The sequence below is a fragment of the Sulfuricaulis limicola genome (assembly GCF_002355735.1).
In the GTDB taxonomy this organism is placed as follows: domain Bacteria; phylum Pseudomonadota; class Gammaproteobacteria; order Acidiferrobacterales; family Sulfurifustaceae; genus Sulfuricaulis; species Sulfuricaulis limicola.
The window spans coordinates 492,938-516,957 of sequence record NZ_AP014879.1 but is presented as its reverse complement, the minus strand read 5'-3'; the positions used below and the strand labels follow the sequence as shown (position 1 = coordinate 516,957).

The window sequence follows — 24,020 nt, the reverse complement described above, 5'->3', positions numbered from 1 at the left end:
ATGCACAACCTGCGTCATGTGCGCCTGGCCTGGCGCCTGCTGACGCGCGACTGGCGCGCCGGCGAGTTGCGCGTTCTGGCCGCCGCGCTGGTCATCGCCGTCGGCGCGGTCACCGCCATCGGTTTCTTCAGCGACCGCCTGAACCGCGCCATGACCTATCAGTCGGCCGACCTGCTGGGCGCGGATCTGCGCCTGACCGGCGCCGAGCCGGTGCCGGCGGAGTGGATCAGGTCCGCCGCGGACCACGGCCTGCGCCACGTCGAAACCCTTGATTTCGCGAGCGTGGTCGTGCACGGCGACAAGCTGCAACTGGCCAGCATCAAGGCGGCGGCGCCGGGCTACCCGCTGCGCGGCACGCTGCGCACGGCGCCGGCCCTGTATGCCGCGGAAACCGACACTGTCGATATTCCCGCGCCCGGCACCGCATGGGTGGAAGCGCGCATCCTGCAGGCGCTGGGGCTGGCGATTGGCGCGCGCATCGAAATCGGCAGCGCCGCATTCACCGTCACACGCGTGCTCACCTACGAGCCGGGACGCGGCGGCAGCTTCTTTACCATGGCGCCGCGCGTGTTGATGCACCGTGACGACGTCGCCGCCACCGCCGTGGTCCAGCCGGGCAGTCGCGTGACTTACAGCTATCTCTTTGCCGGCGCCGACACCGATCTGGCGCGCTACCAGGAATGGCTCAAGACGCGTCTCGGGCCGCATCACCGGCTGTTCGACGTGCGCGACGCCGGCAGCTCCATCGGGCGCGCGCTCGGGCGCGCTGAGCGTTATCTCGGGCTCACCAGCCTGCTGGCGGTGCTGCTCGCGGGCGTGGCCATCGCCATGGGCGCGCGCCGCTACAGCGAGCGGCACTTCGACACCGCCGCCATGCTGCGCTGCTTCGGCGCGACACAAGGCGATCTGGTGCGGCTGTTCGTACCGCAATTCCTGCTGCTCGGGCTGGTCGCGAGCGCCGCCGGCTGCGCGCTCGGATGGCTCACGCAGGAAGCGGTGTTTTATCTGCTGCGGGAGGTGTACCCGGTGCGCCTGCCGCCGGCCGGTCTGGCGCCGGTGGCCTTCGGATTTTTCACCGGCCTGCTGGCGCTCGCGGGTTTCGCCTTGCCGCCGCTGATGCGCTTGCGGCAGGTGCCGCCGTTGCGGGTGATACGCCGCGAAATGGCGCCGCTGCCGCCGGCGGCCTGGCTGGTCTACGGCTCCGCCGCGGCGGCGATCCTGATCCTGATGTGGCGTTTCACCGGCAGCCTGCTGCTCACGGCCGCGGTGCTGGCCGGGAGTCTCGCGGCCGCGGCCGCGCTGGCGGCCTTCGCCGGGGCGCTGCTGGCCCTGAGCCGGCGCGTGCACCGGCGCGTCGGCGTGGCCTGGCGTTTCGGCATGAACAATTTATGGCGCCGCACCCGCACCAGCATCGGCCAGATCCTCGCCTTCGGTCTGGTGCTCATGGCCATGGCAGTGATCGCGCTGCTGCGCACCGATCTGCTCAACACTTGGCAGACGCAACTCCCGCCGGATACGCCGAACCATTTCGCGTTCAACATCCTGCCGCAGAATGTTGCCGCCATGCAGGGCTTCTTCGCGGCAAACCGGATTCCGGCGAGCGATCTCTATCCTATGGTGCGTGGACGCTTGACCGAAATAAACGGCAGGCCGGTGACCCAGGCGGTCACCAAGGAGGACGATGGTAACGAGGCAATCCGGCGCGAGCTCAATCTCACCTGGACCGACACGCTGCCGTCCGACAATCGCCTGGTGCGCGGGGCCTGGTGGAACAACACGGCAACCGCCAATCCGGTATCGGTCGAGGAAAAACTCGCGAAGAAACTGGGAATTGAAATCGGCGACGAACTGACGTTCTCGATTGCCGGCAGCGAACGGCGCGCCCAAGTCGCCAGCATCCGCTCGGTTCAGTGGGACTCGTTCCATCCCAACTTCTACATGATCTTCCCGCCAGGGGCGCTCGATGGCCTGCCGGCCACCTATCTCACGAGCTTCCATCTGGAGCCGGAGCAGAAGCCGCTACTGACTTCGCTGGTGCGCGCGTTCCCGGCGGTGACGGTACTGGAGATGGATCAGGTGCTGGCACAGGTGCGCACCATCCTCGCCCAGGTCACGGCCGCCGTGGAGCTGGTGCTGCTGTTCGTGCTCGCCGCCGGCTTCGCGGTGTTGTTCGCGGTGCTGTCCGCGAGCCTCGATGAGCGTTTCCACGAAGGCGCGCTGCTGCGCACGCTCGGCGCCGGGCGCCGGCAGTTGCGCGCCGCGCATTTCGCCGAATTCGCCGTGCTCGGTATGCTGGCCGGCGTGCTCGCCGCGATCGGTACCGAACTCATCGCTTGGGTCCTCTACACGCGCGCCTTCGAACTCGAATACCGCTTCAAATGGCCGGTATGGGTCCTGACGCCGCTGGCCGGCGGACTGCTGATCGGGCTGGCCGGTTATATCGGCACGCGCCGCGTGGTCAGCCAGAGCCCCCTGACCGTATTGCGCGAGCTGTAGACGCCGGACACTCCGGAATTCCCGCAAATACCCTCCATTGCCGGGGCTTTAAGACCCGTCAAAAGGCGGTTCAGAGCCGGCGACTGGAAAATATCCGTCCGCAAGGGGTCCCATCGGGGAACTCATTGTGGTAGAATGCATTTTTCGTTGTCACGGCAGCTCCAGACAACCGGTTTTGCCGCGTTTTCCCTGATTTATTACTGTGTTAACCCCTTCCGCAGGCTTTATCGCGGAATACGACATTGGCCCAGACGATGACCGACACTACCGCCAGCGCAAAAACCAGCCGCCCCTCCCCCTCCATGCCGCGCCCGTTCAAGGTTGCGCGCGTCGAGAAAACCGACGCCCCGGATGGCGGTCAAGGACAGGACTGGTATCGCTATGTGCTGGAAAGCGGCCGTTCCACCATCACCGGACATCGCTGCGGATCGCGCAAGGACGTGCTGGCCTATGCCACGCAGTGCGCCGAACAGCTGAACACCCGCGGACTCACGGGGCAATCCATTTGGAGCCCGCGCGGGCGCAAACCCGCGGCCGCGATTGCTGCGGCTCCTAAAGAAAACCAGTAAATTTCAGCTACACCAACAAAAAACCCCGCCATGGCGGGGTTTTTTGTTTCAGGCCTTTACCACAATCTGTTCAGACGCAACCAGTTGGCTTTGGTAATCCGCCGTATTTGGTGATCGGTTTCATCGGGCCGGTCATCCAGAGCTTGAACAGGCCCTGCTGATCCTCCTCGATGAACTTGGCGAATTTGCGAATCGGCGGGACCACGCCGAACTCTTCATAATAATCGCGCGCTTTCGTGATATGGGACCACTTCACGTCGTCGAGCGCGATACCGTCGGCCTCGGCCATGGCGCGCCCGATTTCTGGCGTCCACGCGTCGCGATCGACCAGATAACCATCACCGTCACGTTGCGGAATTTGCATACTGAACTCACCCTGATAAAGAAATTTGATGGTTGATTATCCCATAATAGAAGACTAAATCAATCAACTTTTGACTTGTCGCAAAAAACAGGGGATTTCCTGCCCCGGACCCCGTCGCGTTTCGCATGGTTCATGCGTGCGCAGCGGCAGGTCCTTCATGTCAGCCTGGCCCCGCCGGTTCAGGAGATGGTCTGGTAATAGAGGTTCTGGGGATGATTGGCCTGGGCGAAGAAGAACCAACGCTCCGCCAGCAGGCCCAGGTACTGAACCACAAAGGCGGCGGCAATCAGCACGGGGCTGTTCCGGATCATTCCGGCGAACAGCAGCGCCAGCGGCACCGGAAACACCAGCACCAGGAATATCCACTTGATCGAGCGGAACAGCCGCGGCGCGACGCCGTGGAAAAAATCACGCGTATTGAACGACCCGCCCATGAAGCCCTGGGACTTCTGGACGATCCGCGCATGCCGCACGCCGATGGCAGTCTGGATGGTCGACTTGTGCTTGAGGCGGCGATTACGGATCAGCGAAACCACGCGCGTGACCAGTACGGCCAGCGTGGCGACCACGGTCCAGCCCCCATAGAAATACATGAGCGCCGGCGCGCGCCAGGCAGCATACGCGGTCGCCAGCAGGAACCCCGAGGCCAGACCGAACAGGGTGTAATTCACCACCGTCAGCCACGTCGCCCATTCCTGCAGAAACTTGATGCAGGCGTAGATCATGCCGGTGCACAGAAACAGCAGAAACGCCAGCGCCACGCCTCCGGCGCCGATGACCAGCGCCAGATCGCCTTCGACCGGGGTGTTGATCCCGATGAGGCCCAGGCCCCAACCGTAATAATGCACCAGGCCATAGGCCGCCACCGCGCCCATCAGCGCCGGCAGCACAATCACCTCGCGCGACAGCCAGGAAGTGCGCCAGCGCGCCGCCGAACGCCAGGCACGCTCCGGGTGTCCGAGATGGAAAAACGATGCAATCAGTCCCGCGATCAGCAGCGCCAGTGCGATAGCGCTGCCCACTGCATAGAAACTGCCGGGCTGCGCCGGCAATAACGCGACGGTCGAATAGGCCTGCGCGGTGTACAGCGCCAGAAACAGACCCTGACCGGTGCCGATCAGGGTCGTCAGAAAAATAACCGAGAATGCTGGATTCATTGCCGTGACCCCGGGTGGCTACCAGCTCGTGACGTCGTCCAGCGACGGCTCGCGGAAATCCGGCTTGGGCTGCACGCCTTCTTTCTTGAGCGGATTATCGGCGCGCACCAGTTCGTCGGGGTGGATCCTGATGCGCGTCTTGCGACGCGGCAGATAATGGTTGGCCGGCTTGGTGCCCCACTCCGGCATCAGCGCATAACCGCCGTTCTCGCTGATGGCGATCGACACCGCTGAATTCGGATCGTGCACGTCGCCGAACAGGCGCGCGCTGGTCGGGCACGCCATCACGCAAGCCGGCTTGCGTTCCGCCTCGGGCAGGGTCGCATCGTAAATACGGTCCACGCACAGGGTGCATTTCTTCATGACCTTCTGGTGCTCGTCGATTTCGCGCACACCATAGGGGCAGGCCCAGGCGCAGTACTTGCAGCCGATGCACTTGTCATAATCGACCAGCACGATGCCGTCCTCGGGACGCTTGTAGCTGGCGCCGGTGGGGCAGACCGGCACGCACGGCGGGTCCTCGCAGTGCAGGCAGGACTTCGGGAAATGCACGGTCTCGGTGTTGGGAAACTCGCCCACCTCGAAGGTCTGCACCCGGTTGAAGAAATTACCGGTCGGGTCCTCGCCGTACGGACGGTCGTCGGACATATAGCCGGCCGCGCCCGAGGTGTTCCATTCCTTGCAGCTGGTGACGCAGGCGTGGCAACCCACGCATACGTTGAGATCGATCACCAAGGCGAGTTGAGTCATAACGGAAGCCCTACTTCGTTCGTCCTTTCATAAGACTAATCCCCCAGGATCTTGCCGGCCACGTAGGCCATCCAGTTTTTATGCCGTACCGGCTGGCCGGGAACCGGCGCCAGCGTCGCGAATTGGGGCCAGGTGACTTTTTCCTCCGCCGGGTCGGCCTTGTAGAGGCGCACGCGCACGTCGTACCAACCGGCCTGGCCAGTCACCGGATCGGAGTTGGAAAGATGTTCGCCTTCCGGCATCGACGGCAGTTCTTCCGAGATCAGGTGATTGAGCAGAAAGCCCTTGCGCGCCTCGTTCGCGCGCGGTTCGAGATTCCAGGCGCCGGGTTGCTTGCCGATGGCGTTCCAGGTCCAGACCGTGCCGGGTTCGGTGGCCTCGCTGTAGCGGCACATGCCGCGCACCTTGCCCCACGGCGACTCCACCCACACCCAGTCGCCGTCTCTGATGCCCTGGGTGGCGGCGGTCTTCGGATTCACGAACAGATAGTTGTGCGTGTGGATCTGGCGCAGCCAGGCATTCTGCGAATCCCACGAGTGATACATCGCCATCGGCCGCTGCGTCACCGCGTTGAGCGGGTATTTGCGCTTGTCGGTGAGCTGGGCCTCGAGCGGTTCATAGTAAAACGGCAGCGGATCGAAGTAAGTTTCGATGCGCTTGCGCAGATGCGCCGGGGGTTGTTTGCCCTGGGTCTTGCCCTGCGCCGCGAGCCGGAACTGCTGCAACACGTCCGAGTAAATGTGGATCAGGATCGGCTCGGCATAGCGCGTCAGGCGGTGGCGTTGCGCCCATTCGAGATAGCCCTTGTTCCAGTTACGCATGTACTGGAACGACCTGGGCAGCTCGTGGTGGTACACGCAATTGTTCTTGGCGTACATTTCCCACTGGTTCGGGTTGGGCTCGCCCTTCATGAATTTCTCGCCGCCCTTGCCGCGCCAGCCGGCCAGGAAACCGATGCCGGCGCCAGGCTCGATCTCGTAGTTGATGATGAAGTCCGGATAGTTTTTGAACTTGCGGTTCCCCTTGCCGTCCACGAACGCCGGGAACTTGAGGCGCGTGCCAAGCTCGATCAGCACTTCCTGGAACGGCTTGCACTCGCCCTTGGGTGGCACCACCGGGATACGCACCGCATCCACCGGGCCGTCGAACTCGGAGATCGGCCGGTCGAGCATGCTCATCACGTCATGGCGCTCGAGGTAAGTCGTATCCGGCAGCACCAGATCGGCGTAGCTCACCATTTCCGACTGGAATGCGTCACACACGACCAGGAACGGAATTTTGAATTCGCCGTTCTCGTCCTTGTCGTTCAGCATCTTGCGTACCTCGACCGTGTTCATGGTCGAGTTCCACGCCATGTTGGCCATGAAGATCAGCAGCGTGTCGATCTTGTACGGATCGCCGCGCCAGGCGTTGGTGATGACGTTGTGCATCAGGCCGTGCACCGACAGCGGATATTCCCAGGAAAAGGCCTTGTCGATGCGCACCGGCGTGCCGTCCGGGTCGACGAACAGGTCATCCGGGTCGGCCGGCCAGCCGAGCGCCATGCCATCCAGCGGCTTGCCGGGGCGCACGCCTTCCGGGCCCTTCGGCGTCTTGGCGCAGGGCGGGATCGGGCGCGGGAACGGCGCCTTGTGGCGGAAGCCTCCGGGCCGGTCGATGGTGCCGAGGATACTCATCAGTATCGATAGCGCGCGGATGGTGTGAAAACCGTTCGAGTGCGCGGCCAGCCCGCGCATGGCGTGGAACGCCACCGGGTTGCCGGTCACGGTTTCATGGTCCTTGCCCCAGATGTCGGTCCAGGCGATGGGCAGCTCGATCTTCTGGTCGCGCGCGGTCACGCCCATTTCATTGGCCAGGCGCGTGATGGTCTCCACCGGAATACCGGTAATGGCGCTGGCCCATTCCGGCGTGTAGTCCTTGACGCGTTCCACCAGCAGCTGGAACGCCGGCTTGACCTTGGTTCCATCCGGCAGCGCGAACTCGCCGCGCAGGAACGGATCAACGCCGGGGGTATGCGTGACCACGGCCTTGTCGGCATGGCGGTCCCACCACAGCTTGTTCTGCGGGTCGAAACAGCCCTCTTCCACCGGTACCTCGGCGCGCACGAACATGCCGAACTCGGTCGAGTCCTTGTTGACGTTCACCAGCTGCGCGGCATTGGTGTACTGCACCAGGAAGTCGCGGTCGTACAGGCCCTGCTTGATGAGCACGTGGATCAGCGCCAGGAACAGCGCCCCGTCGGTGCCGGGCTTGATCGGCACCCACTCGTCGGCGATCGCCGAGTAGCCGGTGCGCACCGGATTGACCGAGATGAATTTGCCGCCGTTGCGCTTGAACTTGGAGATGGCGATCTTGAGCGGATTCGAGTGATGGTCCTCGGCGGTGCCGATCATCACGAACAGCTTGGCGCGATCGAGGTCCGGCCCGCCGAACTCCCAGAACGAGCCGCCGATGGTGTAGATCATGCCGGCCGCCATGTTGACCGAGCAGAAGCCGCCGTGTGCCGCATAGTTCGGCGTGCCGAACTGCTTGGCGAACAGGCCGGTGAGCGCCTGCATCTGGTCGCGTCCGGTGAACAGGGCGAATTTTTTCGGATCGGTGGCGCGGATTTTTCCGAGGCGCTCTTCCAGCATGGCGAAGGCCTCGTCCCAGGAAATCGCCTCGAATTCGTTGGCGCCACGCTCACTGCCCGGTTTGCGCCGCAGCGGTTTGGTCAGGCGCGCCGGCGAGTGTTGCTTCATGATGCCCGAGGCGCCCTTGGCGCAAATCACGCCTTTGTTGATGGGATGATCGGGATTGCCCTCGATGTATTTTATCTCGCCATCCTTGAGCGTCACGCGGATGCCGCAGCGGCAAGCACACATGTAGCAGGTCGTGTTCTTGGTCTCGCGGCCGGAGGCTGTTGGCGTCATGGGAGAGGGGTCAATCCGGAAAAAATGTTGGGCATCTGGATACTGACAGCGGTTACGATACTAAGCCCGGGACCCGATCGCAATTCACAATATTCGATACGGCAACAAAAATTACTAGTCCCGGATTCGCGCGCGTTTCCTGAGGACAGGCCGGTTCCGGTGGCGGGATCCGCGTCCATTGCCACTACTCTGAATCCGTCTTTAATGCTTCCTTTTTGTGGCCTTGTCTGGTTGCAAAATGTCCGTGGCGCCTGGTGTGCGCCGATCAGGGCAAAGCTTCGGCGGCATATCGAACCCACAGACGATGCTCAGCGCCCGGAACCAGGGTCACGAGATTCTCCGCCGCGTTGGCGCTCTCGACGCAGACCATGCGGCGCCAGCCGTCCGGACCGAAATCACCCATCTTGTCGGCCTTCGCGGTCCAGGGATTCCATACCACGGTCGAACGGCTGCCCGATTTCGCCACCCGGATGCGCCGCTGCAGGCGCGCATCCTCGATCACGCACTCGGCTTCCGTGTTCAGATAGATCCGATCGGTCTCGGCGGAAAGAACCACCGGCCCGTCCTGACGCCGGCGCGCGCTGCCGCCACCGGCCTTGTCGAGGTATTCGCAACCCTCCAGGCCGCGGATGCGGATGTCACCGATATCGCCAATCTGGAAATAGGTGTGCAGGGCCTCGCCGATGACGAGGTCATGATCGTCCCGGTTTTGCGTGATCAGCGCGATCTCGAGCGTGGCACCGACGGTAACCCGCAGGGAAACTCCGACGCGATGCGGCCACATGGCGCGCGCCTGGCCGGTTTCGGTCAGCGCCAGCGCGATTTCGCTCGCGCCATTCTCGAGTTCGCGCGTGGCCGTTACTTCCCACGGCACGGTGCGGGCGAAGCCGTGCGCCGGCAACGCGGGATCCGCCGGATGCGGTCCGAACCACGGCCAACACACCGGCACGCCACCGCGGATGGATTTGCCAGGCGCGAATTTGGCGAAGCGCGACAGCCATACCACCGGCTCCACCTGCGATTTCGGATGCCAGCTCATGACATGCCCGCCTTGCATAGCAATGGCGGCGTTGCCGTGAATATTTGAAACTTCCATGACCACCAGCCCGCCGGGAATTTCCTTGAAACGTATGCGGCCGGACAGGCCAAAACGCGCGTTTGCTGCGGATAAATCGGTCATGCTGGAAGTTTCCTGCCGGAATCGGCGACGAAGGGTTTATGGGACGTCAGGTTATGTAATCCATTGTACCGGTTGCGACGCCCTGACAAAAAGCCATGGCCAGGTCTGCCAGTCAGAAAACAAGGGGCGAGGATTCTCGCTGACGCAAGCTGGCGTCAGGCGTGTTCTGTTTCGTGCTCCTCCTCGACCTGCAGGACCGAGTTGTATCCTCCCGAGTAATTCGGCACCTGCTCGGGATTGGAGGGATCCTCCTGCCACAGGCCATCAACGACCAGGCGATACTGATAAGTCCCCGGCATCAGCATCACGATCTTCTCCACGACGCCGTTTTCCGTGCGGGTCACGACGCCCTGATCCGGTCGCCAGTCGTTGAAACTGCCGGCGAGTTTCACGTCGCGGCCGGTGAAGTCGTAGAAGCGCAGCACCACCTTCTGCAATCCTCCTTGCCGGCTCAGCCGTGAGCGCGCCTCTTCGAAAACGCGCTTCATGGTGCCAAGGCGAGGCTTGAGTTCGCCCGTGCCGTCTGTGGCGACATCGCTCTGCAGCACAGGCGTCGTTGTCTCGCTCGCCGGGTGGTCGGGCTGCACGGCAACGGCGGGATCGGGAAGGCGGGTCCCGAGTTCGCCCGCGCCGTCTGTCGTGGCATGGTCCTGCAACATGGATATGGTTTCGTTCGCCAGGCGACCGTACTGTACGGCAACGGTGGAGGCAGGGTCGTAGGCAATGACCGGCATTCCCTGGCGCGTGGCCTCCTTCAGGCGCACCGTGAACTGCACCATCACCGGCAGCACGTCGTCGGCGAAGCGCTCTCCGATCTCGCGCAGGAATTGCCGGCACAGGCGCGTGCGGCTGTCGACCAGCGTTGGCAGCACGCGCACCGGGATGTCGCGCCCGTGGCGCTCGCGCAGCTCGCGGATGATTTCGTACATGCGATCGATGCCGTGCATACCGAACAGGCTCATCTCGATCGGGATCAGCACCAAGTCGGCCGCCGCCAGCGCATTGAAACAGAGCAGCCCCATCGAAGGCGGGCAGTCGATGACGACGTAATCGTAGCGGTCGCGGACCGGCGCTAGGTATTTTGCCAGCAGCCGGTCGCGTTCATCCCGGCGCACCGGAAGGTTCTCCGCGGCCTGCAGCGTTTTGGTGGCCGGCACCACGTCCACGCCGGTGAAAACATCCGGCAGGATGATTTCTTCAAGGGTAATCTCGCCGGTAAAGACATCGTAGAGATCGCGTGCGTCCTCGTTGAACACTCCGAACCCGAGCGTACAGTGTCCCTGCGGATCGAGATCGAGCAGCAGCACCCGCTGTTGCTTTTTTCCGAGACAGGCGGCGAGATTGATGGCGGTGGTGGTCTTGCCGCACCCGCCCTTCTGGTTGGCTACCGCGATGACTTTCATGTCAGTGGCACCTCCGGCTTTGGGCAATAAAAAGGGGAGCAACGACTGGCTCCCCTGGTTCCATCCCGGTCACCGCCCGGCTTCGGCGCCGGCGTGGAGGACAGGTCGCGGCCTGCCGCGCACAGCGGCTCACACGGGGGAAAACCGATGCGGCGAAAGAAAAAGGACGGGCGGGATGTCGCCCCGCGGGACGGGATGATGTGGCTGGCAACCCCGAGCTCAATCCGATGAATCTCCAAGGAAGCAGGTCGCGGGAAAGTTTATGGCGTCGCCCTTGAAAGTCAAGAAGAACAAGGCGCTCAGGCCGATGAAAAACGAATGAAAACGACGTCGGCAATTTTTGCAGACGCGGCGCGGATTTTTTCACCGTGTCATGATGCTGCCAGCCAGTTCTCGATGACCGGCTGCAACTCGGCGAACGGGCGATACCCATTGGTCAGCATCAGGCCGGTGGCTCCGGCGCCGTCCTGCAGTAGCACGGTCGGGAAGCCACGCACCCCGGATTGGCGTGTTATCTCGAAATGCGTCCGGGTCTTGTTCCGGACAGCTTCCGAATGGAACCGGTCGAGGAACAGGCGGCTCTCTATATTATGTTGCTGTGCCAGGTCCGCCAGCGTGTCCGTCTGCACGACATTGCGTCCATGCGCGTAAAACGCCTCCTGCACCGATTTGAAATAGGGAAAGACGGCTTCGGGGCTGATCTCGCCGACGGCGATCACCGCGCGACTGGGTGGCTCGGTGTCGTAGACAAAACCCCCGGGCAACGCGCCGTCGAAAATGAAAGCCTGACCGGTCATGCGGTGCACGTCGCGCCAGTGTTGCAGAATCTCCTCGCGCCCTTTTGGCATCATGGGTTCGGTCGTCCCGGGCCGCAGGCCGCCCAGCATCAGGGCAATCTTCACGCGATCCGCATAGGCGTCCCGGATGGCGCTGATCACCGGCGCGAAGCCCCAGCACCAGGAACACATGGGATCGGCGAAGTACCACAGGATTCGTTGTGACGTCATGCTCAAAGATATTCCCAGTCGCGGAACATCACCGCCTGCCCGGCCGGCGCGCCGCGCGCATCCATGAGATTCCACACCGTGGCGTTCCGGACCCGGAAGCGCCGACCGGCAGCGGAGATGCGAATGCCGCTGTAATCGTCGATGAAGCCGCGGCGGCTCACGCGCTCCAGCAATTGCGCCCGCGGCGCGCGTTCCATCGGCTCCGCCGACAGGCGCGAAGGCATGGCGGTGAAATCCGGCCAGCCGGTTTCGAACAGCGCGAGCGCCGCGCGGTTGGCGTAACTGAAGACCGGATCGTCGCCGGTTCCGTGCGAGGCCACCACGAACGGCGCCTCGTACAGCACCCGCGCCTGCTCCACCGCGGACAAGCCGGCATCAACCAGATCGCGACCGGTCCAATGGCGATAGCTGCTGGTCAGCAGATAAACATGTTCCGCCAGATAACCATTGGATTCATCGGGTGCGCCGACGGGTTCATGCTGTTTCTGCCCGTGATCGTTCCGCGAATGTCCGGCTTCATTCCTGACCGGCTTCGGGATGCGCTGGCGCCACAGCCAGTAGAGTGCCAGCCCGGTGAGCACGACATTCAGGACAATTCCGATCACGAAAAAGGCGGACATGGGTCGTTGCCCGGTAATGACTGAGGTCGATAATATCAAGTGATGCGCCGGTGATTACCGGAATCCGGCGCTTTCCACGCCAGCCTGTCCCGCCCGGATATTTTATTCGCAGCGACTCCGGCTCCGGTTAGGAACCCGGAAATTTTTGCCTGAGCATGCTCAAGCCCTGCTCGAGCATCTGGTTCGTTGGCAGATTGCCGTCCGGTGTAAGCTTGTCGATGATCTGCGGCAGCATTTCCGCCAGTCCGCGCGTCGCCGCATCAGGCGTTATCCCGGCCCTGGAGGCCAGATCGTTGATTTGCTGGCTGCCGAGAGCCTGCTGAATCTGTTGCGGTTCAATGGGAAGATTGCCGCCCGTTCCGATCCAGGACGACACCACCTTGTCCAGGCCGCTATTACTGAATCGCTGCACCAACCCCGCCAGACCGCCGGTCTCCGGATTGTTTACCAGAGACAGCGCTTGCTGCATCAGCCCGCCCTGTGTCGCGCCGCCAACCAGGTTTTTCACTACCGCCCCAACCATTTCATCGAGCATGGTCATGTTCAGTCTCCATCGGGTGTAAATGTCGGATAGAGGTAAATCGCGTGTCAATCCGGATTCAACGCAGAATCACGATACGCCGATTTCCAGCGTGCGCCAGTGGTAACTGGCGATGAATGCTTAACCGGATTGCCGGGAGAAGGCAAATGCGACAGAAAAAGCGCGGCACAACTTAAGGTTCCTGCTTGATGCCCAGGGCGTAATCATACAAGAGGTTCTTCTTCAGCCCAGTGATTCTGGCCGCCAGCGCCGCGGCCTGACTCACGGGCAGCTCATCGAGCAGGATTCTGAGCACGCGCCCAGCTTCTTCGTCCATGGCCTCCTGTTCCACGCGCGGCACACCGTGGATGAGGATGACAAACTCACCGAGCTGCTGATTCGTGTCGCGACCGACCCATGCCAGAAGCTCCACCAAGGTGCCGGCATGGAGGGTTTCGAACTGCTTGGTAAGCTCGCGCGCCAGCACCGCCTCGCGCGCGCCTCCGAAGACTTCGCTCATGTCCTTCAGGCTCTCCAGAATGCGATGCGGACTTTCATAAAAGATGAGTGTGCGACCGTCCTCGCGCAGCTTCTCGAACACGGCGCGGCGCGCGGCGGATTTGGCCGGCGGGAACCCCTCGAACACGAAGCGGTCGGAAGGCAGGCCGGCGGCCGACAGGGCGGCAATCGCGGCGCAGGCGCCGGGCACGGGCACCACGCGGATACCCGCCTGTCGGGCGGCGCGCACCAGAAGGAAGCCGGGGTCGCTCACCAGCGGGGTACCAGCGTCGGTGATAAATGCGATAGACTTACCACCCTTCAGGATTTCAACAAGTCTGGGAACCTGGCTGCGCTCGTTATGCTCATGGATGGCTTCCGTCTTGGTGCCGATACCGAAATGCCGCAGCAGCTTGCCGCTGTGGCGCGTGTCCTCGGCCGCGATCAGGTCGGCCTCGGACAGGATCCGCAACGCGCGCGGCGTCATGTCTTCGAGATTGCCGATCGGCGTGGCCACGACGTATAGCGTGCCGGCGTCTGACACAAAAGTCTCCGTTCGATATCTTGGCGCATTCTAAACAGGAAACCGCATGAAACCCATCCGCTGGCTGGCCATACCTGTAATATGCGCGGCGCTCCTCGCCGGTTGCGAGACCGTGCCGGTCACACCCACGGGGTTGCCGCCGGTCAGCACGGACACTGCGGAAAGAGCCGAGCGTGACGGGGAATACCTGCTGGCCGCGCGCGAATACACGCGCCTCGCCGAAACCGCCCAATCGCCGCAGAAACAGGATTACGAATTGCGCGCCGTGGCCGCCCTGCTCAAGGCCGGGCAGCTGTATGAGGCGCGCACGCGCGTCGAGATGATCAATGTCCTGTCGCTGGATACCTCGTTCAGCGCGCGCAAGCGCATTCTCCAGGCGCGCGTGCTGATCGTCGAGGGCGCGCATGAAAGGGCGATACGCCAGCTGAACGAGGCCAGCGCGGTACGCAATCTGAGCCCGGCGCTGCTTTCCGAGATCAGCGAGGTGCGCGCGCAGGCGGAACTCGCGCTCGACAACCCCGTGGGCGCGGTGCGCAATCTCATCGCCCGCGAGCAGTACATCGTCGGCAAGGAGGCTGTCGCCGGGAATCAGCAGCAATTATGGAAAATCCTGGTGTCGCTGCCGCGCGCGCGGCTCGCCACCGCGCTCAACATGGCGCGCGACCCGGTGTTGTCAGGCTGGATCGAGCTGGCCCTGATCGCGGTGGAAAACGCCGGCCAGCCGCTGCGCATGAATGCCGCCGTGGAACAATGGAGAAAGACCAATCCGGCCCACCCGGCGGGGGAAACCATTCTCGGCGCGCTGATCAGCCAGGCACCCATGATCGGCCGCGTCGATCGCATCGCGCTGCTGTTGCCGTTGTCTTCCGGTTACGCCGTCGCGGCCCAGGCGGTGCGCGACGGGTTCCTGGCGATGGACGCCGCCAACACCGACCCGGACAAGCCGAAAATCAGCGTCTACGACACCGGACCCGACCCCGCGAAGGCGCCCGATTTCTACGAGCAGGCGGTCAATGACGGCGCACAATTCGTCGTCGGCCCGCTCGGGCGCGAGGCCGCGGAGGCCATCATGCGCCAGGCCAGCATCCGGGCCCCGACCCTGATGCTGAATTACAGCGACGAAGAACCGGGATCGACGTCGAAATATCTTTTCCAGTTCGGCCTGTCGCCGGAACAGGAGGCGCGACAGGCAGCCGAACGCGCCTGGCTCGACGGGCACCGGCAGGCGGCCGTGCTTTACCCCAAGACGCCATGGGGCGAGCGCATGGTAGCAGCATGGTCAAGCCACTGGCAGCGTCTCGGCGGGGTGGTGGTCGCGAACCAGGCTTACAACGACACGGACGTGGACTTCTCCGAGCCAATCAAGAACCTGCTCAACATCACCCAGAGCGAGGCGCGCAAGGAGGAGATCGAAAAAACCGTCGGGCAGAAACTGCGCTTCGAGACGCGCGCGCGGCAGGATATCGATTTCATTTTCCTCGCCGCCGACGCCAAACATGGGCGACTGATCAAGCCGCAGCTCAACTTCTATCACGCCGCGCGCGTTCCGGTGTACTCGACCTCGCACATCTTCACCGGCGCGGGCGACGCCATGCGCGACATCGACCTCGACGGCATCCAGTTCGGCGACATGCCGTGGATGCTGGTGGGAGACGGCAAAATCCAGGAGCTGCGGCAGAAACTGCAGCGCGACTGGCCGCATGTTCACACCGATCTCGACCGCCTGTACGCGCTCGGCGTGGACAGTTACGCTATTCTGCCGCACCTGGGGCGCATTGGCATGGAATCGGGCGCGCGCTTCAACGGCGTCACCAGCGGACTCTCGGTAGATCAGCACGGCCGCCTGCAGCGGCAACTGCTGTGGGCACGCTTCAACCGCGGCGTGCCGCGCCTGGTCGACACCTTCCTCAAGCACCAGGACCAGTTCAAGATCGAGAACGATGCGGAATCCCCGGGACAATCTCAACCGCGGACGTGAGGCGGAGGAACGCGCCTGCCGTCATTTGCAACGGCAGGGGCTGGCGCTCACGCAGCGCAATTACCGCAGCCCTTTCGGGGAGATAGATCTGGTCATGCAGGAACGTAACACCCTGGTGTTCGTCGAGGTCCGTTACCGCGCCCGCCCCGATTTCGGCTCGGCCGCCGAGACGGTGGACACCCGCAAACAGGCCCGCTTGCGCGCCACCGCCGAACACTACCGGCAGAATACGCCGCAGGCCTCCAAGAAAGCCTGCCGATTTGATATCGTAGCCATCACTGGTGACGGCGAAGACGGCGATTTTCGCTGGTTGCGTGATGTTTTCTGATCCAGGAAGCCCATGACCAAGAGCAATTTGCAGACGGTTCCCGATTCCATCACGCTGATTCAGCGCGTGAAGAACAATTTCCAGGAAAGCATCCTGACCACGCGTAACTGCATGGAGGAGCTGGCGCCGATCATCGCGCAGGCAGCTGCGCACATGAGCCAGGCGCTGCTGACCGACCGCAAGATTCTCATTTGCGGCAATGGCGGGTCGGCCGCGGATGCGCAGCATTTTTCCGCCGAACTGCTGAACCGCTTCGAGCGCGAGCGCCCGGGACTGCCGGCGATCGCGCTTACCACCGATACCTCGACCATCACCGCCATCGGCAACGACTATCACTTTGACGATATTTTTTCCAAGCAGGTGCGCGCGCTCGGCCAGGCCGGTGACGTGCTGCTCGGCATCTCGACCTCGGGCAATTCGCGCAACGTCATCCGCGCCATCGAGGCGGCGCACGAGCGCGGCATCACCTGCGTCGCGCTGAACGGGCGCGAGGGCGGCGAGATCACCGGCCTGCTCAGCGGCCACGACGTCAATATCTGCGTGCCCGGTTCGTCCACGGCGCGCATCCAGGAAGTGCACGGCATCGTCATCCACTGCCTGTGCGACCTGATCGACTACCAACTGCTCGGGCAAGGCTGAAATGCGCGGACAATTTCTCGTTCTTGTGATCATCCTCGGCGGCATCACGCCGCTGCAGGCCTGTGCCCCGGTCATCGTCGCCGGCGGCGCGACCGCGGCGGTGGCTGCCGCCGACCGGCGCAGCGTCGGCACGCAGCTCGATGACGAAAACATCGAGCTCACGGCGCGCCGGAAGATCAACGACGACAACCGGCTCGGCGACGATGTCCACGTCAACATCACCTGCTTCAACGGCACCATGCTGCTGACCGGCGAAGCCACCACGGCCGAACAGCGTGATATCGTGGTGTCGCTGGCGGGGATCCTCCAGGGCGTGAAGCGCGTCGTGAACGAAATCATCGTAACCGAACCCACGGCCTTCGCCAGCCGCACCAACGACAGCTGGATCACCGGCCGGGTCAAGGCCAAGCTGCTGGCCGATGAAAAAATCACCGGGCGCCGGGTGAAGGTGGTCACGGAAAATGGAGCGGTCTATCTCATGGGCCTGGTGACGCAGAAGGAAGGTGAACTCGCGGCCGAAGCCACGCGCGCCGTCGGCGGCGTGAAACGCGTCGTCAAGCTGTTCGAGTACACGGATTGACCGGCAGCGAAAGCAAGATCGTCCGCGACCCCGCGCAACTCATGGCACGGCTGGCGCAACTCGCCCGGCCCGTGGTCTTCACCAACGGCTGTTTCGACATCCTGCATCGCGGGCATGTCGCCTACCTCGAGGAGGCCGCCGCGCTCGGAAAATCCCTGGTCGTCGGCGTCAACAGCGACACCTCCGTGCGCCGCCTCGAAAAGGGCGAGGACCGCCCGGTCAATGCACTCGACGACCGCCTGGCGGTGCTGGCCGCGCTCGGCTGCGTGTCGCTGGTGACGCCCTTCGAGGACGACACGCCGCTCGAATTGATCAGGCGCGTGCGCCCGGATCATCTGGTCAAGGGCGGCGACTGGACACCGGACAAAATCGTCGGCGCGGATGTCGTGAACGGTTACGGCGGCCAGGTGCACTCCATCCCCTTCCGCTTCGACCGCTCCACCACGGAACTGCTGCGCCGTATCCGTTCGTCATGAGCGCGGCGGACAGGGCTTCCGTTTCGAGTGAACTTCCCGGCCCGTTCACGGAACGGCTGAAGCAGGTGTTGGGCGCAGGCAACGTACTGACCGATCCCGCCGACTGCTGGCCCTACGGACAGGACAACTCGCGCAAGCACACGCTGCCCGACGCCGTGGCCTTCGCCACCACCCACGCACAGGTGCAGGAAGCGGTGCGGTTGTGCAATCAATACAGCGTCCCCCTGCTCGCGCGCGGGCGCGGCACCGGCACCACCGGCAGCGCCATTCCCGTGCGCGGCGGGCTGGTGTTGTCGCTCGAACGCATGGACCGCATCATCGAAATGGATGCCGCCAACCGCGTCATGCGCGTCGAACCCGGCGCGATCAACCAGGCGATCCAGGACCAGGCCGCGCAACACGGTTTTTTCTGGCCGCCCGATCCCACCAGCAGCGCCTACTGCACGGTCGGCGGCAACATCGCGCTCAACGCAGCCGGCCCGCGCGCGCTTAAATACGGCAGCACGCGCGAGAACGTGCTCGGGCTCGTCGCTGTGACCGGCAAGGGTGACGAGATCCACACCGGGACCTACACCACCAAGGGCGTGGTCGGCTATGACCTGACGCGTCTCCTTATAGGTTCGGAAGGCACGCTCGCCATCGTCACGCAGGCGACGCTCAAGCTCACGCCGTTGCCCGAAGCGCGCCGCACCCTGCAGGCGGTGTACGACAGCGTGCGCGCGGCGGCGACGGCGGTGTCGCGCCTCATGGCGCAGCCGGTCACGCCCTGTGCACTGGAATTCATGGACGCGGCCGCGATCGAGATGATACGAAACTACTCGCAGGCGGAATTGCCGCAGGACGCCGGTGCGCTGCTCATGATCGAGCTGGACGGGCCGGAAGCGGCGATGGATGCGGCCGTGACGAAAATATCAGCCGCCGCGCGTGGCGAGGGGTTGTTAAACCTGGCGGCGGCAAAGACCAAAGACGAGGCTACGGCGCTGTGGGCCACGCGCAAGGCGCTGTCGCCGGCGCTGCGCAACATCGCGCCGAACAAGCTGAACGAGGACGTGGTGGTTCCGGTGTCGCGCATCCCGGAGCTCATTGACGGGCTGGAAAAGCTCTCGCGCGAGTACGGTATCCCGATCGTCAATTTCGGGCATGCCGGCAACGGCAACATCCACGTGAACCTGCTGTACGACACGCAGGACCCGCAACAGGAGCGCAACGCCCTGCCCTGTGTGTCGAAAGTATTCGACCTGGTGCTGGCGCTCGGGGGCACGCTCTCCGGCGAACACGGCATCGGGGTGGCCAAACGGGATTACATCAATCGCGCCATCGACCCGGTGACGCTGGACCTGATGCGCGCGATCAAGCGCCAGTTCGATCCGCGGGGAATCCTGAATCCCGACAAAATCTTTCCACCGCCGTGATTCATGTCATGCACGCTGCTACACGCCGGTTTCGGGCGGACGGGCGGTAGGGCTCCATACCGCATTTACTCGTACGATAAAACCATTGGGGCCGCCGCGTCCGGCCGGCCTGGAATGGAAACCATGGAGAATATGAAATGAAACGCACGCTGGCATCGCTCGCCGTCTTTCTGCTCGCCATCCCGTCCGCCAACGCGGCCGATAACATCGACCAGATCAACCAGCTGATCCAGGCGGACTTCCGCCGGCTGTCGGAAGACCTCGGTGCGGCACTGAGCTACAAGGCCGTGATCCCGGCCACGCCGCTCGGCCTGACCGGTTTCGATCTCGGCGTAGAGGTCACGGCCACGCAGCTGGAAAACCGCGACGCCTGGGACCGCGCCAGCTCCAGCACCGCGCCCGACACGCTGTACGTCCCCAAACTGCATCTGCACAAAGGGCTGCCGCTCGGCTTTGATATCGGGGCCTTCTACACCTCGGTTCCGGGCAGCAACATCCAGCTCTGGGGTGCCGAGCTGCGCTACGCCATCATCAAGGGCGGCGCCCTCACGCCGGCGCTCGGTCTGCGCGGCACTTATACAAAACTGTCGGGCGTGGATCAGCTCGATTTTCACACCCGGGGCCTGGAGCTGCTCGTCTCCAAGGGCTTTGCCATTTTCACACCGTACGCCGGCGTGGGGCGGGTGTGGACGGTATCCGAACCGGTGGGCGTCACGAACGTCAGCAAGGAGGAATTTACCCAGGGGAAATATTTTGTCGGCGGCAATGTCAATCTGGGCCTGATCAATCTCGCGCTCGAAGCCGACAAAACCGGTGACGCCGCTTCCTATAACGCCAAGCTCGGCTTCCGCTTCTGAGCCTCAGCGCTCGCTCAACTCCATTTTTTCGTTATCCCGCTTCATGTCGAGATGGCCGAGGAAGGACATGCCGAGCAGGGCTTCGCGTGGGTGGTTTCCCTCGATGACACTTCCTGCGACGTTATGCAGCGTGATGCCCCCTACCTGCACGCTGCCTAGCGTAACGTTATAGGTCTGCACGTAACCGGCGGGTGTACTGGCCATCCCGGGCTGACCAGTCTTGCGGTAATCGATCCCGATACGATTGGCGACGACGCTGTTCATCGCAATCACGGTGGCGCCGGTATCCACCATGAAGCGGACACTGGTTCCGTTCACCAGCCCATCAACGAAAAAGTGTCCGCCGCGATCGGGATAAAGCGTCACGTTGCCCCTGCCCTGGGAGGCGAAACCGGCAATCACCACGCCCAGCTTCAACACCTCGCGCTTGCCGCCGATCTCGATCTCGGCCTTTTCCTCCTGCGTGTCGGTGGCCAGCAGCTTGACGCCCTCCGGGCTTTCCTCGCCGCTTCGCAAGACCCGGCGCGCGCCGTCCACGACGACGATCGCCTTGTCCTTGAACAGGGCCTGCAGGGAAATACTCTCCACTGCTGCGGCGGTATTCGACGCCAACAGCAGACTGGAACAGAGCATTACGCCGAGCACCGGAAAACGCATGGTCATATTTCTTAAATTCAATGCTGACTATACAATCGCCGCATGCAGGAAATCCTGATTTTCCGGCACGCACCGCATGAAGGGCCGGGTTACCTGGCCGATTATCTCGGCCGCCGGCGTCTGCCCTGGCGTCTGGTCCGTATCGACCGCAACGATCCCGTCCCCACAAGCATAGACGGGGTTCCGGGGATCGTGCTCATGGGCGGGCCCATGAGCGTCAATGACTCATTGTCCTGGATTCCAAAAGTCACTGATTTGATTCGCCAAGCGGTCGCGGCGGATATGCCGGTACTGGGTCATTGCCTGGGCGGGCAACTGATCAGCAAGGCGCTGGGCGGCGCGATCACCCGCAACCCGGTGAAGGAAATCGGCTGGCTTCCGGTCACGCGCGTCGACAACGCCATGGCGCAGGATTGGCTCAATGGTTTGCCGCCCGAATTCGAGGTGTTCCACTGGCACGGCGAAACCTTCTCGATCCCGCCGGGCGCGACGCGCATCCTGGCCTCGCGCGATTGTCCCAATCAGGCCTTCGTCATCGGCAAGACGCTGGCGTTCCAGTGTCACATCGAGATGACCGGCGACATGGTGCGCGAATGGGCGCGCGTGGGCGCCGGTGAACTGGCCCCGGTATGTGCCACGGTTCAGAATCCACAGACGATGACGGCCGACCTCGACACGCGCGTTGCGCGTCTGCAGGGACTGGCCGACAAGATTTACGACCGGTGGTCACAGGGACTGAAATAAGCTGTCCAGGCGAAACCAATCCTTGCTGCGTTGCGCCCTCTCCCCTTACCCTCTCCCGCTCAGGCGCGAGAGGGGGAATTAGTGAAAATCTATGTTAAGAATTGGCATCGATCTGGGCGGCACCAAAACCGAAGGCATCGTGATGGACGAGGCCGGCCGGATCCTGTTGCGCGAACGCCTGCCGACGCCGCAGAACGACGGCTACGACGCCATCCTGCAGAACATTTACACGCTGGTACGCGACCTCGAGAAAAAAACCGGACAGGCCTGTCGCGTGGGCATCGGCACCCCGGGTGCGATTTCTGCGCGTACCGGTTGCCTCAAGAACTCCAACACCGTCTGTCTCAACGGCAAGCCAATCAAGACCGATCTTGAAAAAATCCTCGACCGCCCGATCCGCATCGCCAACGACGCCAACTGCTTCGCCCTGTCCGAGGCGCTCGACGGGGCGGGAAAGGGATATGGCACGGTGTTCGGGGTGATCCTCGGCACCGGTGTCGGCGGCGGCATTGTGTTTCACGGAAAACTGCACGAAGGCCCGCAGCACATCGCCGGCGAATGGGGACACAACGTGCTCGAAGCCGACGGCCCGCCCTGTTACTGCGGCAAGCGCGGCTGCGTCGAGACCTTCCTTTCCGGCCCCGGGCTGGTGCAGGATTGGCAAAAGCACGGTGGCGATGCCACGCTCGCGGCAAAAGACATCGCGGCCCTGGCCGAACATGGCAATACCCGGGCCGAAGCCGCCCTGCAGCGCTACTTCTACCGTTTCGGCAAGGCGCTGTCGGTCGTCATCAATATTCTCGATCCGGATGCGATCGTGCTCGGCGGCGGCATGTCGAACATCGCCGGTCTCTACACCCATGGACGCGAGCGCGTCGCGCGTCACGTGTTCAATGACGAACTGCGCACGCCAATCCTGCCGCATGTCCACGGTGACAGCTCCGGCGTGCGCGGCGCGGCCCAGCTCTGGGCCCCGCAGGAAGCCTGAACGCGCGACAGACGTAACCGGAAAACCACGGGTGTGCGGCAATAAACCGCAAGGCGACGGTGCACCGCGGGGGCGCTCAGGCGTTATTACCGGTATCCTCGGTACTTGCGCGATATTTGATACCCGTCATGGTATTCCGAAACGAATGAGGGTAATTTCAATTGCGAGGATCGGGAAAATCCGTCCAATTCAATTGTTAAGGAGAACTGTCATGAAACGTAAATTACTATATGCCGCCCTGCTCGCGGCCATGCTCCCGGCTTTCGGAACCGTGGCATACGCCGCGGACCAGGACCAGGATCGCGACCGCCTGCGCGATCAGGACCGTTTGCAGACACCGGACCAGACGCGCGACCAGGATCGCCTGCGCACCCGCGACCAGGACCAGGTCTATGGATCGCAGCTCATGACCCAGGAAGAGCGCAACGCGTATCGCGAACGCATGCGCGCGGCGAAAACCGAGCAGGAGCGCGAACAGATCCGCAAGGAACATCACGAGCAGATGAAGGTCCGCGCCAAGGAAAAGGGCGTGACCCTGCCGGATGAACCGCCAGCCCGCGGACGCGGCATGGGTCCGGGCAAGGGCATGGGCCCCGGCATGGGACCCGGTGGCGGCGGCATGGGACCGGGCATGGGCAACGGACGCCGTTATTGATCCGGAATTAATCTCCAAGCAGTGGCGTCTCTCTTCCCTCGCCGGTCGGGCGGGGGAAGAATTTTGTGCCTGCGATATACTGGGCCGACGCGATGCAAGACATTCCGGAGATTCCATGACCCGTATAATCATGTTGTTCGTGTTTTCGTTCGGCCTGCTGGCGTGTGCAACGGTGCCGGCCGGCCCTGCCGGGGCGGACCATCTCAGGCTTTACACCGTCAAACGGGATTTCGACACCGTCAAGGAAGACATCGAGATCGCCATCACCGGCCGCGGGCTGGTGATCGACCACACCTCGCACATCGGCGCCATGCTCGAACGCACCGGCAAGGACCTTGGCGCCACCACACCGATTTACGGTAACGCCGGCTCCATGCAATTCTGCTCGGCCACCATTTCACGCCGCACCATGGAGGCCGATCCCGCCAACATCGTCTTCTGTCCCTATATCATCGTTTATTTCACCCTGCCGCAGGACCCGAAAACGGTGTATGTCGGCTATCGCCGACCTCTGCCAGCTGGCTCCGAGGCTTCGCGCGCCTCGATCCGGGAAATTGAAAACCTGCTCGACGGGATCGTGAAAGAGGCGCTGAACATCAAATAAGGTATGGCCGAATCGCCTTGCCCGGCGCGGTGCTTTGGCGCGCCGCGGTCCTGACTTATACTCCACTCCCGTTTCCGATCCC

At 63.2% G+C, this 24,020-nt stretch carries 24 protein-coding genes; 13 read left to right on the top strand and 11 right to left on the bottom strand.

The window, feature by feature from the left end:
- Both SCL_RS02585 and SCL_RS02580 read left to right on the top strand, forming a co-directional pair.
- A complete protein-coding gene (locus tag SCL_RS02585) occupies positions 1 to 2,496 on the top strand; it encodes an ABC transporter permease (RefSeq protein ID WP_096359730.1) in 2,496 nt (831 codons plus the stop codon).
- Positions 2,497 to 2,750: 254 nt separating this feature from the next.
- Complete coding sequence (locus SCL_RS02580; protein WP_096359728.1) at positions 2,751 to 3,065, top strand: hypothetical protein; 315 nt, start codon at positions 2,751 to 2,753, stop codon at positions 3,063 to 3,065.
- Positions 3,066 to 3,135: 70 nt separating this feature from the next.
- Here the strand turns inward: SCL_RS02580 and SCL_RS02575 are convergent, their stop codons facing one another.
- The 10 genes from SCL_RS02575 to rsmI all read right to left on the bottom strand — a co-directional run bounded on the left by SCL_RS02575 (position 3,136) and on the right by rsmI (position 14,020).
- Positions 3,136 to 3,429, bottom strand: coding sequence for a TusE/DsrC/DsvC family sulfur relay protein (locus SCL_RS02575; protein WP_096359726.1), 294 nt, complete (start codon positions 3,427 to 3,429; stop codon positions 3,136 to 3,138).
- 179 nt (positions 3,430 to 3,608) lie between these two features.
- Complete coding sequence (locus SCL_RS02570; RefSeq protein WP_096359722.1) at positions 3,609 to 4,586, bottom strand: dimethyl sulfoxide reductase anchor subunit family protein; 978 nt, start codon at positions 4,584 to 4,586, stop codon at positions 3,609 to 3,611.
- Between the two features lie 18 nt (positions 4,587 to 4,604).
- Entirely contained in the window at positions 4,605 to 5,336 is a 732-nt protein-coding gene (locus tag SCL_RS02565; RefSeq protein ID WP_096359720.1) for a 4Fe-4S dicluster domain-containing protein, read from the bottom strand.
- Positions 5,337 to 5,371: 35 nt separating this feature from the next.
- Positions 5,372 to 8,248, bottom strand: a complete 2,877-nt coding sequence (locus tag SCL_RS02560) for a molybdopterin oxidoreductase family protein (protein WP_096359718.1) — start codon at positions 8,246 to 8,248, stop codon at positions 5,372 to 5,374.
- Between the two features lie 265 nt (positions 8,249 to 8,513).
- Entirely contained in the window at positions 8,514 to 9,428 is a 915-nt protein-coding gene (locus SCL_RS02555; protein WP_096359716.1) for a D-hexose-6-phosphate mutarotase, read from the bottom strand.
- Positions 9,429 to 9,583: 155 nt separating this feature from the next.
- Positions 9,584 to 10,831: an AAA family ATPase gene (locus SCL_RS02550; RefSeq protein WP_096359714.1), complete on the bottom strand. Its 1,248-nt coding sequence runs from the start codon at positions 10,829 to 10,831 to the stop codon at positions 9,584 to 9,586.
- A gap of 371 nt (positions 10,832 to 11,202) precedes the next feature.
- Positions 11,203 to 11,838, bottom strand: a complete 636-nt coding sequence (locus tag SCL_RS02545) for a DsbA family protein (protein WP_197702680.1) — start codon at positions 11,836 to 11,838, stop codon at positions 11,203 to 11,205.
- 2 nt (positions 11,839 to 11,840) lie between these two features.
- A complete protein-coding gene (locus SCL_RS02540) occupies positions 11,841 to 12,458 on the bottom strand; it encodes an MEKHLA domain-containing protein (protein WP_096359712.1) in 618 nt (205 codons plus the stop codon).
- Between the two features lie 127 nt (positions 12,459 to 12,585).
- The gene (locus tag SCL_RS02535; RefSeq protein WP_096359710.1) at positions 12,586 to 12,999 is read right to left on the bottom strand and encodes a YidB family protein; all 414 of its coding nucleotides are present in this window, start codon (positions 12,997 to 12,999) and stop codon (positions 12,586 to 12,588) included.
- 172 nt (positions 13,000 to 13,171) lie between these two features.
- Positions 13,172 to 14,020 carry a 16S rRNA (cytidine(1402)-2'-O)-methyltransferase gene (rsmI, locus tag SCL_RS02530; RefSeq protein WP_231969827.1) on the bottom strand — a complete coding sequence of 283 codons (849 nt, stop codon included), beginning with the start codon at positions 14,018 to 14,020 and terminating at the stop codon, positions 13,172 to 13,174.
- Positions 14,021 to 14,066: 46 nt separating this feature from the next.
- On the opposite strand from rsmI, the gene SCL_RS02525 reads away from it, so the two are divergent.
- From SCL_RS02525 to SCL_RS02495, 7 genes are all read left to right on the top strand, one after another.
- Positions 14,067 to 15,998 (top strand): penicillin-binding protein activator, encoded by a 1,932-nt coding sequence (locus SCL_RS02525; RefSeq protein WP_096359708.1) that lies wholly within the window; start codon positions 14,067 to 14,069, stop codon positions 15,996 to 15,998.
- Positions 15,961 to 16,326, top strand: a complete 366-nt coding sequence (locus tag SCL_RS02520) for a YraN family protein (RefSeq protein ID WP_096359706.1) — start codon at positions 15,961 to 15,963, stop codon at positions 16,324 to 16,326. The genes SCL_RS02525 and SCL_RS02520 overlap by 38 nt, the downstream gene beginning before the upstream one ends.
- A 48-nt stretch (positions 16,327 to 16,374) precedes the next feature.
- Positions 16,375 to 16,965, top strand: coding sequence for a phosphoheptose isomerase (locus SCL_RS02515; protein WP_231969845.1), 591 nt, complete (start codon positions 16,375 to 16,377; stop codon positions 16,963 to 16,965).
- A gap of 1 nt (position 16,966) precedes the next feature.
- A complete protein-coding gene (locus SCL_RS02510) occupies positions 16,967 to 17,545 on the top strand; it encodes a BON domain-containing protein (protein ID WP_096359702.1) in 579 nt (192 codons plus the stop codon).
- A gap of 41 nt (positions 17,546 to 17,586) precedes the next feature.
- On the top strand, positions 17,587 to 18,021 hold the full coding sequence (gene rfaE2 / locus SCL_RS02505; protein ID WP_096361803.1) for a D-glycero-beta-D-manno-heptose 1-phosphate adenylyltransferase: 435 nt from the start codon (positions 17,587 to 17,589) through the stop codon (positions 18,019 to 18,021).
- On the top strand, positions 18,018 to 19,433 hold the full coding sequence (locus tag SCL_RS02500; protein ID WP_096359700.1) for an FAD-binding oxidoreductase: 1,416 nt from the start codon (positions 18,018 to 18,020) through the stop codon (positions 19,431 to 19,433). Before rfaE2 ends, SCL_RS02500 begins: the two co-directional genes overlap by 4 nt.
- 137 nt (positions 19,434 to 19,570) lie before the next feature.
- Positions 19,571 to 20,290 carry a hypothetical protein gene (locus SCL_RS02495; RefSeq protein ID WP_096359698.1) on the top strand — a complete coding sequence of 240 codons (720 nt, stop codon included), beginning with the start codon at positions 19,571 to 19,573 and terminating at the stop codon, positions 20,288 to 20,290.
- A gap of 3 nt (positions 20,291 to 20,293) precedes the next feature.
- Here SCL_RS02495 and SCL_RS02490 read toward each other — a convergent pair whose 3' ends face one another.
- The gene (locus SCL_RS02490; protein ID WP_096359696.1) at positions 20,294 to 20,953 is read right to left on the bottom strand and encodes a retropepsin-like aspartic protease family protein; all 660 of its coding nucleotides are present in this window, start codon (positions 20,951 to 20,953) and stop codon (positions 20,294 to 20,296) included.
- Positions 20,954 to 20,989: 36 nt separating this feature from the next.
- Here SCL_RS02490 and SCL_RS02485 point away from each other — a divergent pair, with 36 nt between their 5' ends.
- The 4 genes from SCL_RS02485 (at position 20,990) to SCL_RS02470 (ending at position 23,938) form a co-directional block, all read left to right on the top strand.
- Positions 20,990 to 21,691 carry a type 1 glutamine amidotransferase gene (locus SCL_RS02485; protein WP_096359694.1) on the top strand — a complete coding sequence of 234 codons (702 nt, stop codon included), beginning with the start codon at positions 20,990 to 20,992 and terminating at the stop codon, positions 21,689 to 21,691.
- 91 nt (positions 21,692 to 21,782) lie between these two features.
- Positions 21,783 to 22,679 (top strand): ROK family protein, encoded by an 897-nt coding sequence (locus tag SCL_RS02480; protein ID WP_096359692.1) that lies wholly within the window; start codon positions 21,783 to 21,785, stop codon positions 22,677 to 22,679.
- A gap of 211 nt (positions 22,680 to 22,890) precedes the next feature.
- Positions 22,891 to 23,334 carry a hypothetical protein gene (locus tag SCL_RS02475; protein WP_096359690.1) on the top strand — a complete coding sequence of 148 codons (444 nt, stop codon included), beginning with the start codon at positions 22,891 to 22,893 and terminating at the stop codon, positions 23,332 to 23,334.
- A gap of 115 nt (positions 23,335 to 23,449) precedes the next feature.
- Positions 23,450 to 23,938 (top strand): DUF302 domain-containing protein, encoded by a 489-nt coding sequence (locus SCL_RS02470; protein ID WP_096359688.1) that lies wholly within the window; start codon positions 23,450 to 23,452, stop codon positions 23,936 to 23,938.
- Positions 23,939 to 24,020 lie beyond the last annotated feature (82 nt).